Raw genomic sequence first — 16191 nt, forward strand, 5'->3', positions numbered from 1 at the left:
TTTTTTTTACAAAACTTTTGGATTGGCATAAGGGTTGATAATAGACTGATAGAATTTATTTAAGTAAAAAATTAAAACACAAGATATGTCTAAAATTATAGGAATTGACTTAGGTACTACAAACTCATGTGTTGCCGTAATGGAAGGTAACGAGCCTGTAGTAATTACGAACAACGAAGGTAAACGTACAACTCCTTCGATCGTAGCTTTCGTAGAAGGTGGCGAGCGCAAAGTTGGGGACCCAGCAAAGCGTCAAGCAATTACTAACCCACATAAAACTATTTATTCCATCAAACGTTTTATGGGACTTTCATACGATGAAGCTGTAAAAGAAGCTGAACACGTACCTTATAAAATCGTTAAAGGTGACAACAATACACCGCGTGTAGAAATTGACGACCGCAAATATACACCACAAGAGATCTCTGCTATGATTCTTCAAAAAATGAAGAAAACCGCTGAGGATTTCTTAGGTCAAGAAATAACTGAAGCTGTCATTACAGTTCCTGCATATTTCAACGACGCACAACGTCAAGCAACAAAAGAAGCTGGTGAAATCGCTGGTTTATCTGTAAAACGTATCATTAACGAACCTACAGCAGCAGCTTTAGCTTACGGTTTGGACAAAGCACACAAAGACATGAAAATTGTTGTGTTTGACTGTGGTGGTGGTACACATGACGTTTCGGTATTGGAATTAGGTGACGGTGTATTTGAAGTTAAATCTACTGACGGTGACACACACTTAGGTGGTGATGACTTTGATAACGTAATCATCAACTGGTTGAATGAAGAATTCAAAAGTGAAAACAATGGCTTTGACTTGAAAAAAGATCCAATGGCATTGCAACGCTTAAAAGAAGCTGCTGAGAAAGCGAAAATCGAATTATCAAGCGCAACTTCTACAGAAATCAACTTGCCGTATATCACTGCAGATGCAACTGGTCCAAAACACTTAGTCCGTTCATTATCACGTGCTAAATTTGAGGCTTTGGCAGCTGACTTGATCAAGAGAACAATTGCTCCTTGTGAGTCTGCATTGAAAAATGCTGGTTTCAGCAAATCTGATATTGACGAAATTATCTTAGTAGGTGGTTCTACGCGTATCCCTGCAATCGTTGATGCTGTAAAAGCATTCTTCGGAAAAGAGCCTTCTAAAGGTGTAAACCCGGATGAAGTTGTAGCTCTAGGTGCTGCTATCCAAGGTGGTGTATTGACAGGTGAAGTAAAAGACGTTTTATTATTGGATGTTACTCCACTTTCATTGGGTATTGAAACAATGGGTGGTGTGATGACTAAATTGATCGAAGCAAATACAACAATTCCAACTAAAAAATCGGAAACGTTCTCTACTGCTTCAGACAATCAGCCATCTGTAGAAATTCACATCTTACAAGGCGAGCGTCCTATGGCAAATCAAAACCGCACTATCGGCCGTTTCCATTTGAACGATATTCCACCAGCTCCTCGTGGCGTTCCTCAAATCGAAGTTACTTTTGATATTGATGCCAATGGTATCATCAAAGTATCTGCAAAAGATAAAGCTACTGGAAAAGAACAAAATATCCGCATTGAAGCATCTTCAGGTTTGTCTGACGACGAAATCAAACGCATGAAAGAAGAAGCTGAAGCAAATGCTGATGCTGACAAAAAAATAAAAGAAGAAGCTGACAAAGTAAATGCAGCTGACGCTTTAATCTTCTCAACTGAAAAACAATTGAAAGAATATGGCGATAAAATTTCAGCAGATAAAAAAGCGCCAATTGAAGCTGGCTTAACAAAATTAAAAGCTGCTTACGAAGCGAAAAACTTTGCTGATATCGATGCTGCTTCTGAAGAATTGCAAAATGCTTGGAATGCTGCTTCTGAAGAAATGTACGCTGCTTCGCAAGGTGGTGCACAACAACCTCAAGGTGATGCAGGTCAAGCTCAAGGTGGAAACCAAGGTGGTGATGATGTAACTGACGTAGATTACGAAGAAGTGAAATAATCACTCCTCCTCATAAAAAAAGCTCCAGGATTATTCCCGGAGCTTTTTTTATGTCTATTACTTTCACTATCTCGTTTAACCTTCACCGCAATACACTTATGCATTTCCAGCTACTTCTTATCCTTATAGTGACTTAAGATTCCTTTGTCCAAAGTAGCCCAAATACCTGCTGGCATCGCCGCTCTCTTTAAGGCATTATTGGTCCAGGTATTGCACGAATAAAACATGCTATAGGCTCCTTTTGCTTCGTAAAAGGCGTCTGAGTCGCCATACTGCGCATCTGTTTTCACCAAAATAGCTTCCGCTTGATTTCGATCCAACGAATCTTCTATATATTTTATCAGATCACGGTATTGGGATTTACTGATCTGATAAGCAAAACATAATTCATCTTGCTGAACCGAATTGTAGTAGGTCACATGAATGGCAGACTCCCCTAATCCAAAGGCAGCCACAAAGGCTGTCGATGCTTTAAGATCCTTCCATTCTGGTGTATCCAAATAGAATCCTTTATCCCCCCAACCGATACCGACATACCGATATCCGCTATGTTTCCCCACCGTATTCCCATAAGGAAATAGTTGCGACCAATCCATCTCTTCGTTAACGACAGGCAATACGATATCGGTATGAACACCATTGGACTGAACAAAAACCTGAATCGTCTTCTCTTCGTCTGTATTTTTCCTTGGAGCCGAAATTCTTGACAAACTGTATTCAGCAACAATATAGAGCACACAAAAAGACAACAATCCTAAAATAAGATAACCAAACACTTTAAGAATTTTTTTCATCAAAGATTTATTTCCGCTCAATTAATCTAGCGCACAGGTCAAAAAAAAACCTGTATTGCTTGACAATACAGGTGAAAGATAAGCTATTTCTTTTAGCTCTTAAAATAACTTTTCTGGATATACTCCATCAGCCACCAATTTTGAAATTGATTCTTGTACGATAGGTTTATCTTCTTTATAAGTTACGCCAAACCATTTCGAAGAAGTTGGGATTACCTTAAAATCAGCCAATTTATGCTTCACCATATAATCTGGTACAGAAGGAATGAAAAATTCTGCTTTTAAATTTTCCTTATTTTCCTCAACAAATGCAGGGAACATCGCCTGAGCTACTTCGAAAATCTTTGGTGTAAAACCCCAGAAGTTCATCGAAACACGGGTTTTAGGATCTAGATCTGTCTCCACCCCATTTTCCTCATAAACGATTTTGCGATCGTCGCCTTCGCCTTTGTAGTATATATTTGTACGTTCAGTTACACTTTCCATATGTCCAGAAGGGGTAACCTCACATACTCCGCGTGAAACGTAGCCATAATCGGACATGGTATTTCCAACCTGGAAGCCCATCAACGACATTTGTTGATCAGAAACCTCGGTTGTTAAGAACTCGGCCATTTTCTGAAAAGAATCCGATCCGTAGAAATCGTCTGCATTGATTACACAAAATGGTTCATGCACTTTATCTTTAGCACTCATCACCGCATGGGCAGTACCCCAAGGTTTTGTTCTTTCGATAACGTGATTAACACCGAATTTTGTTAGGTCAAAATCTTGAAAAGCGTAATCTACTTCTATTTTACCTTTCAATTTTTCATCAAATACTGTTTTCATCTTTTCCAGAAATTCTTCCCGGATAATGAATACAACTTTTCCAAATCCTGCGCGAATAGCATCGTAAATTGAATAGTCAATAATTGTCTCGCCGTGTGGGCCAAAACCATCTACTTGTTTTAAAGAACCATACCGGCTAGCCATTCCTGCTGCCAAAATCAAAAGGGTTGGTTTACTCATATTTAATTGCGTTAATAGAATTTTCTTTTCGTCCGCAAACTTAGCTAAAATTGCCCTCAAAAGCAAATTTAGCTAAGTTCGGCTCCGCCTTCAAAGGTATAGTATTGAAACGAAAAGAATCCAAAAATTAGTATTATTTCTTTTTTAAGAATGCGTTTAATAAACCCGTCGCTAGTTTGCCCAAAAACTTAACTCCCTCTCTTGCTAAGGTCGTTGTTGCCGTTCGTTGGGCAGCTTCTAGAGGTGTCTGTCTTCTGGAGCTTGGCCGACTTGTTTTTTCCGCTTCTTTTTCCTGGGCCGCGCGTTGTTCTTCCTGTGCTGCAGCCTGCATTCTTTCGTCTATGATTTCAGCCGCAGAGCGATTTTCTTGTCGCTCCTGATATTTTGCCCGCAAATCAGACTGATTGATAATTTGGCTAACCGTTGCATCATCTGCAGGTCCCATAACTGCACGCGCCGGCACCAAATGTGTAGCGACAACCTCTGTAGGAATACCTTTATCATTCAATACTGTGATTAATGCCTGTCCAGTACCCAAAGAAGTCAGGACCTGATCAATTTCATAAAAATCGGATTTTGGATAGGTTTTTACAGTCTTCTTTAAATTTTCAGCATCGTTGGGTGTAAAGGCACGCAATGCATGTTGCACACGGTTACCCAGCTGGGCCAATACAGATTCAGGTACATCGGTTGGAGACTGTGTACAAAAGAAAACGCCGATCCCCTTCGAACGGATAAGGCGAATGATTTGATCCACTTGAGTCAAAAAGGCTTTAGGAGCCCCATTGAACAGCAGGTGGGCTTCATCAAAGAAGAAGACCAACTTGGGTTTGTCCAAGTCACCCACCTCAGGCATATTTTTAAATAGCTGGGCCAATAAGCTCAATAAGAATGTAGAATAAAGCACCGGCTGATCTTGCACATCGGAAATATTCAATAGGCTAATCACACCCCTACCATCTACCTTCTGAAATAGATCGTTAATATCAAATTCTTTCTCACCAAAGATATGCGCTAGCCCCTGCTGTTCCAATGCGACGATCTTACGCAGGATGGTTCCCGAGCTTGCCGAACTAATCTTACCATAATCACCTTTGATTTCTTCGCTGCCGGGTCCTTCAGAAAGGTAAGTAAGCAGTTTCTTCGTATCTGAGAAATCAATCAACGGCATTTGGTGATCCTGTGCATATTTGAACATCGCAGCCAATACGCCGGTCTGTGTTTCATTAAGTTCGAGTATCCGGCCCAACAAGACGGGCCCAAAATCTTCTACAGTAATCCGCATCGGAATCCCCTTATTGCCGGACAGTGAATACAGTTCTACCGGAAACGACGATGGCTCAAACGGCACCCCCACAGCATTTCCCCGATCAATAAGGGCTTGGTTGGTCACCCCTGGCACTGCTAGGCCCGATAGGTCACCTTTAACATCCAGCATAAATACTGGTACAGAGGCATCCGACAATTGTTCAGCGATCAATTGTAGCGTACGTGTTTTACCGGTTCCGGTAGCCCCTGCAATAAGTCCGTGACGGTTCATCATTTTCAAGGCTAAATTCACTTTTGCCTCTGCCAGAATTTCGCCATTAAGCATTCCCGCTCCCAGATAGATAAACGCTCCTTTGGGATTATAGGAAGCTTGAACCTTCTCTATAAATTGTTCTTTATTTGCCATACAAAAGGCTTAATATTTATAAATCAATAAAAATTGAAAACTTTTCAAAAAATAATCTCTTCGTCACAATTTCGTGCCAAATTTTATTTTTAGTGCACTATTAATTTGAATTTAACATAGAATTACTATTTTTACGATGTAAACAGTAAGATTAAAGGTAATAAAAAATGTTAAATAAGCAGTTTAGATTTGTGGCAGCATTCCTTTGTGCTATCATCTTTTTCACAAAGATGGCCATCTCTATTTCGCCTATTTTTTCAAACAGCTTAGATCAAAGTACCATCTTACAGGTCGTTTTACAACTGGAAATCGAAAACAATAACGGCGCAAGTAATGATACACTTGAAACTGCCTCAAAATTTTTCAATACAAAAACAGAAGAACCTATTGTATTTGAAACCATTCTCGTTGAGAACCAAGGAAAACAGAAGAATTATCTTAAAAATGAGAAAAGCATTTTAGCTTTCCATCCTACGGTTCCAACACCGCCTCCTAACTATTCATAAAGGCATCCCTAGGGATGTATCCCGTCAACCCGCATGCTAAAGGTAAAGTATGTGCGGTAATCTTTGATTTTTCTGAAGTAATCGGCTTTGGCTCTGTTGATGTTATCGTTGATTTGGCTCGGCACTAACGCTTTGTTATGCTGTTGAACGCCAAACGGTATACATGATACAACGCCAGTTAAAGGTCGCCTGATGAAAATTTTTTACAGATAAACACAAATTTTATGTTTGGAACTCGTACGTCGGCTTTTCTGAAACTATCGAAAAGAGACTTAAAATATGACTTCCCTGCTAGTGTTGTGGTGTTTTTGGTGGCACTTCCATTATGTTTGGGAATTGCAATGGCCTCTGGTGCGCCATTGTTTGCAGGATTATTGACTGGTGTAATTGGTGGAATCGTTGTCGCTTCAATCAGTAAATCACCACTCAGTGTAAGTGGGCCAGCTGCTGGTCTTACAGTTATTGTCTTAGGTGCTATTCAGAGCCTAGGGGCATATGAAACCTTTCTACTTGCCGTCGTGATTGCCGGTGTAGTACAAGTTATTCTCGGTATATTAAAAGCAGGGATGATCGGAAACTATTTCCCTTCAGCAGTCATTGTCGGTATGCTTGCTGCGATCGGTATCACAATTATCATGAAGCAGATTCCTTTGGCATTGGGCTTAGTGGAAACACATGCCTTCGAAATGGACAATGGTCATGGTATCGGTGCCTATTTTGACACGATAGCCTCTGCGATCAACTTTGGCGCATTGATCATTTGCGCCTTGTCATTGGCGATCCTAATCTTTTGGCCATCTATTCCAAAGCTCAACAAGGTGCCAGCCCCATTGGTTGTCGTGATGCTAGGCGTAAGTTTAGCTTATCTTTTCAACGGCTCAGCATTCCAGTTGCATGACAAGCAATTTGTATTAGTCCCTATTGTCGGTTCTTTTGCTGAATTCACAGGATTATTTACCCTCCCGGACTTTACACAGATTGTCAACAAAGATGTGTGGATAGCTGCATTTACGATTGCAATTATTGCAAGTTTAGAGACTTTATTGAGCATCGAGGCCGTTGATAAAATAGATCCCTACAAAAGAAATACGCCAACCAACCGCGAACTTGTTGCACAAGGCATCGGAAATATGACCAGTGGACTTCTGGGAGGTCTGCCGTTGACCTCCGTAATTGTACGCTCATCAGCAAACGTCAATGCAGGCGGAAAAACAAGGCAATCTGCCATCATGCATGGTATATGGCTATTGGTCGCTATGCTCGCTATCCCAACAATGCTGAACATGATTCCTTTGGCCTGTCTGGCGGCCATCCTTCTCCATACAGGATATAAATTGGCTAAACCAAGTCTATTCACCTCAATGTACAAAAAAGGCTTAGATCAATTTATCCCATTTTTTGTCACCATTGTAGCGATTGTGTTTACCGATCTCCTTATGGGGGTAGGGATAGGTATTGTCGTGGCGACATTCTATATCTTAAGAGCCAATATGAAAAATGCTTTTAAATATAATATTGAAAAAGACAATGAAGAAGATAAGGCTGTCATTACATTAGCGGAGGAAGTATCATTTTTGAACAAGGTTCCTATCCAACAAAAATTGTACAGCTTACCAAAATCGATCAGTAAGATCCGAATCGATGGGACATTCAGTAAATTTATAGACAAGGATGTCATCGAAGTCATCAAAGATTTTGAACAGAATGCCAGAAGTAAAGGCAAAGACATCGAACTTTTGCAGGTGGTCTATAAGAAACCTTCATAGGATACGGACCTTTGACGTATCTCGTAGGCCATTCCCTTCCATTGGTCGGCTAGCAAGCTGGATTGAAATGGGGGGGAGACGGTTATTGAATAGCAAGAACAGCTATTCAATAAAAATAAGTTGTTTGAAGTAAACAATGAATTTAGACATTTGTATTATTATAATAAAATTGAAACGATGCCTTCGGGCAAGAGTGAAATAAGAAGAATATGGAAAATAAAGATTTAAAAATAGGATTTGACAATATCATTAAGGGAAATAAAGAGTGGATGGAGTTTGTAAAGAATGATGCTACAGGGCGGTTCCAACAGCTTTCTAAAGGTCAAAATCCAGAAATTCTTTGGATCGGTTGTGCCGATAGCCGAGTACCTGCAAATGAATTGACAGGTACAAAGCCTGGAGAGGTATTCGTTCATCGTAATATTGCCAACATGGTCATTCACTCCGATATGAGTATGCTTTCCGTCTTAGACTATGCGGTCAATGTTTTGAAAGTAAAACATGTCATTATCGCAGGTCACTATGGCTGTGGTGGTGTAGCAGCCTCTTTAAGCCGCAAGCAGTACGGTATTATTGACAACTGGTTGGGTCATATCAAAGATGTATATCGCTTACACAGTGCAGAGATTGATGCGATCCAAGAGCATGATAAAAAAGTAGATCGTTTAATCGAGCTCAATGTACAAGAGCAAGTTTTCAATCTGTGCGCGACGTCAATCATTCAAAATGCATGGAAAGAGCGTGATGATCTTGCCGTACACGGCATGATTATCAATATCGGCACTGGAGAATTGATCGATCAACACTGTACGTTTACCAATAATGACGAGCTAGGTGAAGTCTTCGCTTATAAATAGCGTAGTAATAAAAATCGGTAAAAAGGGGCGAAATTTCGTCCCTTTTTTATTGTGGGTCCAAACCTTATTACGTCTTCCCATTCTTACCGATACAGCCAGCACATTCAATCACTCATACTAAGGCGAATATCTACGATCTCCTAGCTAATATCTCGCTACGAATAATTAACTTTGTATTATGAGTGAAGAAAAATCATTAAATTTTATCGAGGAAATTGTCGAAGAGGATCTTCGAACAGGAAAGCATGGCGGACGTGTATTGACACGTTTTCCTCCTGAGCCAAATGGTTACCTCCACATTGGTCACGCCAAATCCATCTGCTTGAATTTTGGATTAGCACAGCAGTATAATGGCAAGACTAATCTACGTTTTGATGACACTAACCCTGTCACTGAGGATACCGAGTATGTTGAAAGCATCAAGAAAGATATTCAATGGCTTGGATTCCAGTGGGCAGAGGAATTATATACTTCAGATTATTTTGAGACACTATATCGTTATGCCGTTGAGCTAATAAAAAAAGGTCTAGCTTATGTGGACGACAGCACTGCTGAAGAAATTGCAGCAGCAAAAGGTACCCCAACAGAACCCGGTGTTCCGACACCATATCGCGACAGGTCTATTGATGAAAATTTGACCTTATTCGCAAATATGCGCGCCGGTAAATACCAAGATGGCGAAAAAGTACTTCGGGCAAGGATTGATTTGGCTAGCCCAAATATGCACTTGCGCGACCCTTTATTATACCGCATCAAGCACGCGCATCACCACAGAACGGGGAATCAATGGTGTATCTATCCGATGTATGATTTTGCACATGGCCAATCAGACGCCATTGAGAAAATTACACACTCCATCTGTACATTGGAATTTATTCCACATCGCCCACTTTATGATTGGTGTATAGATAAATTGGAGATTTTCCCTTCCAAACAATACGAATTTGCACGTTTGAATATGACCTATACTGTCATGAGTAAACGTAAATTACTGCAACTGGTCAATGATAAGTTTGTTGAAAGCTGGGACGACCCGCGCATGCCTACGATCTCAGGATTGCGCAGAAGGGGGTATACACCGGCGAGTATCCGCAACTTCTGTGAAAAAATCGGTGTTCAAAAACGTGAAAACATGATCGATGTCAGTCTTTTGGAATTCTGTATCCGTGAGGATCTCAACAAAACGGCATGGCGCAGAATGGCTGTACTTGATCCAATCAAATTGGTGATCACAAACTATCCTGATGGTCAGGTAGAGGATCTTATTGGTGAGAATAACCCTGAAGTCGAAGGCGGTGAAGGTTCACGCTCCATTCCATTTTCAAAAGAGCTCTGGATAGAGCGCGATGATTTTATGGAAGATGCACCAAAAAAATTCTTCCGCTTGGGCCCTGGGCTTTCCGTACGTTTGAAACATGCTTACATCGTTACCTGTCATGATTTTGTGAAAGATGAAAACGGAAACGTGACGGAAGTTCATTGTACCTATGTTCCAAACTCAAAATCAGGAGAAGATACTTCAGGATTAAAAGTTAAAGGAACAATCCATTGGATCTCGGTTCCACATGCGAAAGAAGCCGAAGTAAGGTTGTACGACAGATTGTTCAATGATGAAAATCCTGCCGCTGCAGAAGATTTTAAAGCATCGATCAACCCTGAAAGTTTACATATTATCCAACGTGCTTACATTGAACCGGATCTGGCTAACGCTACGCCTGGAAAGGGATATCAATTTATACGATTGGGTTATTTTACATTAGACACACAGTCAACGCCAGACCATCTAGTCTTTAACCGTACGGTTACATTAAAAGACTCTTGGGGTAAGGAAGTGAAGAAAAACGCGTAAAACCGTAACTCCTAAAATAGAACAGGTCGGATTCATTCCGACCTGTTCTATTTTAGGAGCGTTCCTATTCCATTCAATATGCATTGACATACCGGATTTGTATCCCCATTAGCCCCGCTAAACGAAACTCCAGTCCTCCCTCTTGCCCTCAACGCTCATAGGAGGTATTTCGTACACAATCCGCAGTTGCGCGAATGACATACTTTCATAACGTTTGCTCGTGCTCAGGCGAGACAAATGCGTGTAATAGGCCTATTATCCCAATTTGGCTTGAAAAACTATTACAGCGGATTTACACCTACCCATACTTTCCCATTTTTTACAACAGTAATTTATAAAGGTACATCATCTGCAATAGGAAAAACATCGTATCATTCATTTTTCAACCTGATTATCGTCACTCTTTTGCCCTGATTTTAGCAATAGTTTTACAGCAAACAAAATACCCTTAATGATATGAAAAAGCTACTTTTAATTGCACTAACACTTACCCTAGGCGCACTAAGTTTACAGGCACAAACAATCCCTAATCAACGCTGGCAAATGAGACTCAGAGGTGTGACAGTCATGCCAAACGAATCGGCCAAGATTAATACCATAGGCGGAGACGTCGACATCAATACGAAATTTATCCCTGAACTTGACTTCACCTATTTCTTCACAAAAAACATTGCGGCGGAATTGATCCTTGGGACTACAAAACATAAAGTTAATACAACAGGTTCGAATTTAACTGCCATTGGTGGCAGTCCATCCAGCAATGTGGATCTTGGGAGTGTATGGCTCCTCCCTCCCACACTGACAGCGCAATATCACTTCCTCCCCGACGGTGCCATTAAACCCTATGTAGGAGCGGGAATAAATTACACCATATTCTATAGCGTCAATGCGGGGCAAACGGTTAAAAATGTAAAATATGATAATGCTTTCGGCTTTGCGACTCAACTGGGAATTGATTTTAAGCTATCTGAAAAATATTTCGTGAATTTAGATGCTAAGTATATTCTTTTAAAGACCGATGTCAATGTGGATGCATCAAACCTCGCCCCCAACCTATCCATACCGGCAAAAGTTGACATCAACCCATTCCTGCTCGGCTTTGGAGTCGGCATGAAATTTTAATAACTCGGCTCATTCCCTATCCTATATGTATCGAGGCCTCTTCCAATATTTTAGAAGAGGCCTCATCTGGTTTCTTATCTCAAATACGTTAATCCAATGCCCCATTAGGCGTGCCTGGTAATTTGGTTCAGTTCATCATCAAAATTATTCTACGCCGTACCAATTTTGATATTGCTGTCTCAACTGCTCAACACGTGCCAATCGTTTGGTATCCTTTGCTTCAAATAAAATAGCCTTATACCGGTCTACAGAGTCCAAGCCGGTCTGAATATCATTCCACTCAAAGCTCAGGTTTTTCTTATCCATTACCAATTGATGTAGGTATTCCATATTTTCAGCGACATAATCAAGGTTCCGGTCCATCATCCTGTTGGCCAGCTGAGGTTGCCCCGAGCGATACAGACTATCGATAATATCGGCATAATTGATGGCGTCCGACATCGCATATACGCGATCGGGCAATTGATCGTATGCTTTTTTTGCCACCTCCCCAGCTTGTTTGACCTGGCCATTGGCTAAAAGCATTCGGGCAGCTTTTCCAAATATATCACGGGCGTACATGCTTGCAAAGCGGAACGAATCTGTATCCAAGTATTGTGCATTTTTAACATTACCCCAATGATACGTATGCATAATATTGCTATATAACGCCTCCATATTAACTAGCCCACCCTGCTCACTTCGTTTTCCTGTCGACTGATCTGTAGCAGTGACAGGCATCAATCGAGAAGTAAAGCCCTCATTGACCAGGTATTTATCCAGTCCCAACTTAATATCACTTGGCAGCATATTCGAAAAATATATCGGTCTGTCCCAATGATTATTTTCAAGCACGGATAACAGGGTTAAATCCGACCTGGTCAGATGATCATTCGGAATTTCCCATTCCATTGCAGAAACTATAGCTCCCTGAAAATACGCCGGAACCGCATTTTTCTTAACCACCTCGTCTTTATCAATGCGCAATTGGACTTTCTTGGAAGGGAAATAGTTTTCCATATCACCGGAATTCAGCTGAACTTTATACTCCGGATCATCCGATGTGACAAACTGCAATAACTGCTGTATATCTACCGCATTGTCAAGTTGTCTATCTACGAAAGGGATATAATCACGAACGCCTTTTTTCGTCTTTTCAGCGGGAATCGTCACGGGGAGCCCTGCCGCTTGATACGTGGGTTGTTTGGCCTGTTGCATATACCAATCGCCTGTGAGATAGCTTAACACGACAACCCGAACATCCGGACGTACGCCCTCTACTTCTTGCAAATACCATACAGGAAATGTATCATGATCGCCATAGGTAAATAGAATAGCATTTGGAGCACAGGATTCCAAATAATTGCGTGCCATATCCCTTGCCAACGATTTCTCGGACCGATTATGATCATCCCAGTTTTGATGAGCCAAAATAATAGGGCCTCCCAACAGCGCAAAAGAAATACCTGTCGCTAAAGCGTAACGTGTTTGTACAAAACGGTTGAAAAACCGAACAAATGCTATTACTCCCAGCCCAATCCAGATCGCAAAAGCATAGAAAGACCCCACGTAAGCATAATCTCGTTCCCGGGGTTGCATAGGAGTTTGGTTGAGATAAACTACGATCGCTACCCCCGTAAACACAAACAGCAAGGTCAGTACCAAGGTATAAGGTTTATTGTTTCGGTACAGCCAGATCGCACCAGCTATTCCGAGTAGCAATGGAAGAAAAAAATAAGTGTTCCGGCTCGGGTCATGCTCCTGCGATCGAGATATTTTATCTTGCCCCCCTAAACGCCAATTATCCAATGGTCTGATCCCCGACAACCAGTTGCCGTCACTATAGGTCCCATATCCTTGCCTGTCATTCTGTCTACCCACAAAATTCCATAAGAAATATCGGGTATACATATCTCCCAGTTGAAAATTAAAAAAGAACTTAAAATTATCGGAAAACGTTGGCTGTTGCCCTTCTTTCAAATTGAGGTAACTTCTGTAATAAGCTTGATGGCTTCCATCTTGGCTATAGATACGCGGGAAAAAGGTTTCCTTATCAAATTGATATTTGTCTACCTGTGTGAAGGGAACATACTCCGACTTATCTTTCCGATAGCTCGTCTTACTATCGACGCCAACCACTTGCGAGTCATAATAAGGTCCTTTGAGTAACGGTTCCCGTATATATTGTTCACGGCTCAAATATCCTAAAAAAGAAAATACATTATCCGGCGCATTATTGTTCAAGGATGGATTTGCTTTCCCACGGATCATGACCATGGTGTAGGAACTGTATCCAAATAAAACAAAACAAAGAACCAGCAAGGCTGTATTGAGTGTATATTTCTGCTTTTTATAGGAATAATATAGACCGTAAATTATCAATCCCCCCAATAATAGGCACGAGAAAAAAATTCCGGTACCAAATCCCATTCCCAATGAGTTCACAAATACGAGATCCACTTTAGCCGCTAGACCGACTAACCATTGAATAATTCCCCACAAAACGGCCCCCAAGATCAGCACTCCGACGAGGAAAGCTTTTATTGTCCCTTTCGCATTAACCTGTCGCGCTCTTCGGAAATAAACAACCATCGCGATAGCCGGGATTGCTAAAAGATTTAATAGATGCACTCCGATCGAAAGCCCCATAACAAAAGCAATAAAAACCAGCCAACGATCGCTACCGTCTTCATCTGCACGGACTTCCCACTTTAAAATTGCCCAAAATACAACTGCTGTACATAAGGAAGACATTGCATAAACTTCAGATTCTACTGCCGAATACCAAAATGAATCGCTGAAACTAAATGCCATTGCACCGACAACTCCTGCGCCGAAGATCTGCAGGTAGGTTGACAAAGAAGCTTGTTTGTCTTTGTTGAGTAGCTTTTTAGCAATGGCGGTTATTGTCCAAAATAAAAAGGTAACAGTAATTCCACTGCAAACTGCAGAACCTATATTCATCCAATAGGCGATCTGCCCCTTATTCCCTAAAGCGAGATTAGAAAATATATTCTGAATAAGAAGAAACAATGGTGCTCCCGGTTGATGTGCCACCTCCAATTTATAGGCACAGGCTATAAATTCACCGCAATCCCACCAGCTTACCGTCTTTTCAACTGTAGCGATATATACACAGGTGGCAATTAGTCCGCAAGCAAAACCGAGTAGAGAATTTAATCTATTGTACGTCATAAGGTCAATTGGTCTATTGTTAAAATCCTTTTTAGCACTTTAAGTTAAAAAGTTATCCTGACTCCGACACACGAATTAACACTATTTAACACCAGTACCTGACTGTAAACAGGCTATTCAACACTGAATATAGAGATCGACCTAAACCACGCTGCCGAGACTTTCAACCTATTTCAGGCTTTCACAATGAATTATCATAAAAAAGGGAGCTTATCTGCTCCCTTTTTTATCATTTTATGAGTTAGGCTAGTTTTTCAACAATCTTCTTTGTTGGACCAGGATTACTCATCGTATAAAAATGTAATACCGGAGCGCCAAATTTAATCAGCTCCTGACACTGTTGTACCAACCACTCTTCACCTACCTGTCTGACGTCGGCATTCGTTTTACATGCCGCGACAGCGTCACTCAGTTCCTCTGGAATATCTAAATGAAAAATTCTTGGCAAGGTCACCAATTGCTTTTTTGTTGTCAGTGGTTTTAATCCCGGAATAATGGGCACATGGATTCCATTGTCCCTACATTTTGTTACAAATTCCTTGTATTTTTCAACATTAAAGAACATCTGAGTCACAATAAACTCTGCTCCCATATCGACTTTTTGTTTCAGATATTTAAAGTCAGTATTGAAATTTGGAGATTCAAAATGCTTTTCGGGATACCCGGCTACTCCGATGCAAAAATCAGTCTTTTCCGACGTGATAATGTCTTCATGCAGATACTTTCCTTTATTCATATCGGTTACCTGTTCCAATAGGTCTGTTGCAAAAGCATGTCCACCATCGGTTGGTATAAAATCGGCATCGCCCTTACGTGCATCACCCCGCAACACCAAAACGTTATCTATCCCCAGGAAGTTCAAATCGATCAATGCATTTTCAGTTTCCTCTTTTGTAAAACCCCCACATATCAAATGTGGCACCGCATCCACTTTATATTTATTCATGATGGCCGCACATATCGCCACTGTCCCAGGACGTTTACGATAGGAAACACGTTCCAGTAATCCACTCGCATGCTCTTTATAGATATAATCTTCCCGATGGTAGGTGACGTCGATAAAAGGAGGTTTAAACTCCATCAGTTCATCCATGGTTTTAAAAATACTTTGGATGCCCTGCCCTTTCGCCGGTGGCAATAGCTCAAAAGAAAACAATGTTTTTCCTTTGGCATTCTGGATATGATCGATAATCTTCATTAAAAAACTGTTTTTAGTTTGGTTGGCTTACATCGAAACGCACACGTCGAGGAATCGTTTATCTACATGTAACTTATCTTTCCCACATGGAGTAGGGTAGAATTTAGCACCTTGAACAATACAGGTTGCTAAGGCTTCAACGGGTCTAGTCCCTCGGCCTTTCTCTATAAGCGTTGCTAATATCGTTTTAAAAAATCAAAAGACAAAAATTATTTTTCGAAAAGGCAAAAATAGCAGCAAAAAGACTTC

At 40.9% G+C, this 16191-nt stretch carries 11 protein-coding genes and 1 riboswitch; of the genes, 6 read left to right on the top strand and 5 right to left on the bottom strand.

Going from position 1 to position 16191, the window contains the following annotated elements; genetic code table 11:
• Positions 1-85: 85 nt before the first annotated feature.
• Positions 86-1990: a molecular chaperone DnaK gene (gene dnaK / locus BGP15_RS07565; protein ID WP_286769137.1), complete on the top strand. Its 1905-nt coding sequence runs from the start codon at positions 86-88 to the stop codon at positions 1988-1990.
• A gap of 110 nt (positions 1991-2100) precedes the next feature.
• Here the strand turns inward: dnaK and BGP15_RS07570 are convergent, their stop codons facing one another.
• From BGP15_RS07570 to BGP15_RS07580, 3 genes are all read right to left on the bottom strand, one after another.
• On the bottom strand, positions 2101-2784 hold the full coding sequence (locus BGP15_RS07570) for a TIGR02117 family protein (RefSeq protein WP_286769138.1): 684 nt from the start codon (positions 2782-2784) through the stop codon (positions 2101-2103).
• A 99-nt stretch (positions 2785-2883) separates the two neighbouring features.
• Entirely contained in the window at positions 2884-3795 is a 912-nt protein-coding gene (locus BGP15_RS07575; protein ID WP_046673742.1) for a sugar phosphate nucleotidyltransferase, read from the bottom strand.
• A 133-nt stretch (positions 3796-3928) separates the two neighbouring features.
• Positions 3929-5470 (bottom strand): helicase HerA-like domain-containing protein, encoded by a 1542-nt coding sequence (locus BGP15_RS07580; protein ID WP_286769139.1) that lies wholly within the window; start codon positions 5468-5470, stop codon positions 3929-3931.
• A 167-nt stretch (positions 5471-5637) separates the two neighbouring features.
• On the opposite strand from BGP15_RS07580, the gene BGP15_RS07585 reads away from it, so the two are divergent.
• The 5 genes from BGP15_RS07585 (at position 5638) to BGP15_RS07605 (ending at position 11570) form a co-directional block, all read left to right on the top strand.
• Positions 5638-5976, top strand: coding sequence for a hypothetical protein (locus BGP15_RS07585; protein WP_053003623.1), 339 nt, complete (start codon positions 5638-5640; stop codon positions 5974-5976).
• A 224-nt stretch (positions 5977-6200) separates the two neighbouring features.
• Complete coding sequence (locus BGP15_RS07590; RefSeq protein ID WP_046673653.1) at positions 6201-7742, top strand: SulP family inorganic anion transporter; 1542 nt, start codon at positions 6201-6203, stop codon at positions 7740-7742.
• 209 nt (positions 7743-7951) lie between these two features.
• A complete protein-coding gene (locus tag BGP15_RS07595; protein WP_046673652.1) occupies positions 7952-8599 on the top strand; it encodes a carbonic anhydrase in 648 nt (215 codons plus the stop codon).
• A 178-nt stretch (positions 8600-8777) separates the two neighbouring features.
• Complete coding sequence (locus BGP15_RS07600) at positions 8778-10448, top strand: glutamine--tRNA ligase/YqeY domain fusion protein (protein ID WP_286769140.1); 1671 nt, start codon at positions 8778-8780, stop codon at positions 10446-10448.
• Between the two features lie 456 nt (positions 10449-10904).
• A complete protein-coding gene (locus BGP15_RS07605; protein ID WP_070570317.1) occupies positions 10905-11570 on the top strand; it encodes an OmpW/AlkL family protein in 666 nt (221 codons plus the stop codon).
• 144 nt (positions 11571-11714) lie between these two features.
• On the opposite strand, the gene BGP15_RS07610 is transcribed toward BGP15_RS07605, so the two are convergent.
• Positions 11715-14744 carry a glycosyltransferase family 117 protein gene (locus BGP15_RS07610; RefSeq protein ID WP_286769141.1) on the bottom strand — a complete coding sequence of 1010 codons (3030 nt, stop codon included), beginning with the start codon at positions 14742-14744 and terminating at the stop codon, positions 11715-11717.
• A gap of 241 nt (positions 14745-14985) precedes the next feature.
• Complete coding sequence (locus tag BGP15_RS07615) at positions 14986-15942, bottom strand: methylenetetrahydrofolate reductase (RefSeq protein WP_046673648.1); 957 nt, start codon at positions 15940-15942, stop codon at positions 14986-14988.
• Positions 15943-16012: 70 nt separating this feature from the next.
• Positions 16013-16115: riboswitch (SAM riboswitch) on the bottom strand.
• Positions 16116-16191 lie beyond the last annotated feature (76 nt).

The sequence above is a fragment of the Sphingobacterium sp. 40-24 genome (assembly GCF_001899705.1).
In the GTDB taxonomy this organism is placed as follows: domain Bacteria; phylum Bacteroidota; class Bacteroidia; order Sphingobacteriales; family Sphingobacteriaceae; genus Sphingobacterium; species Sphingobacterium multivorum.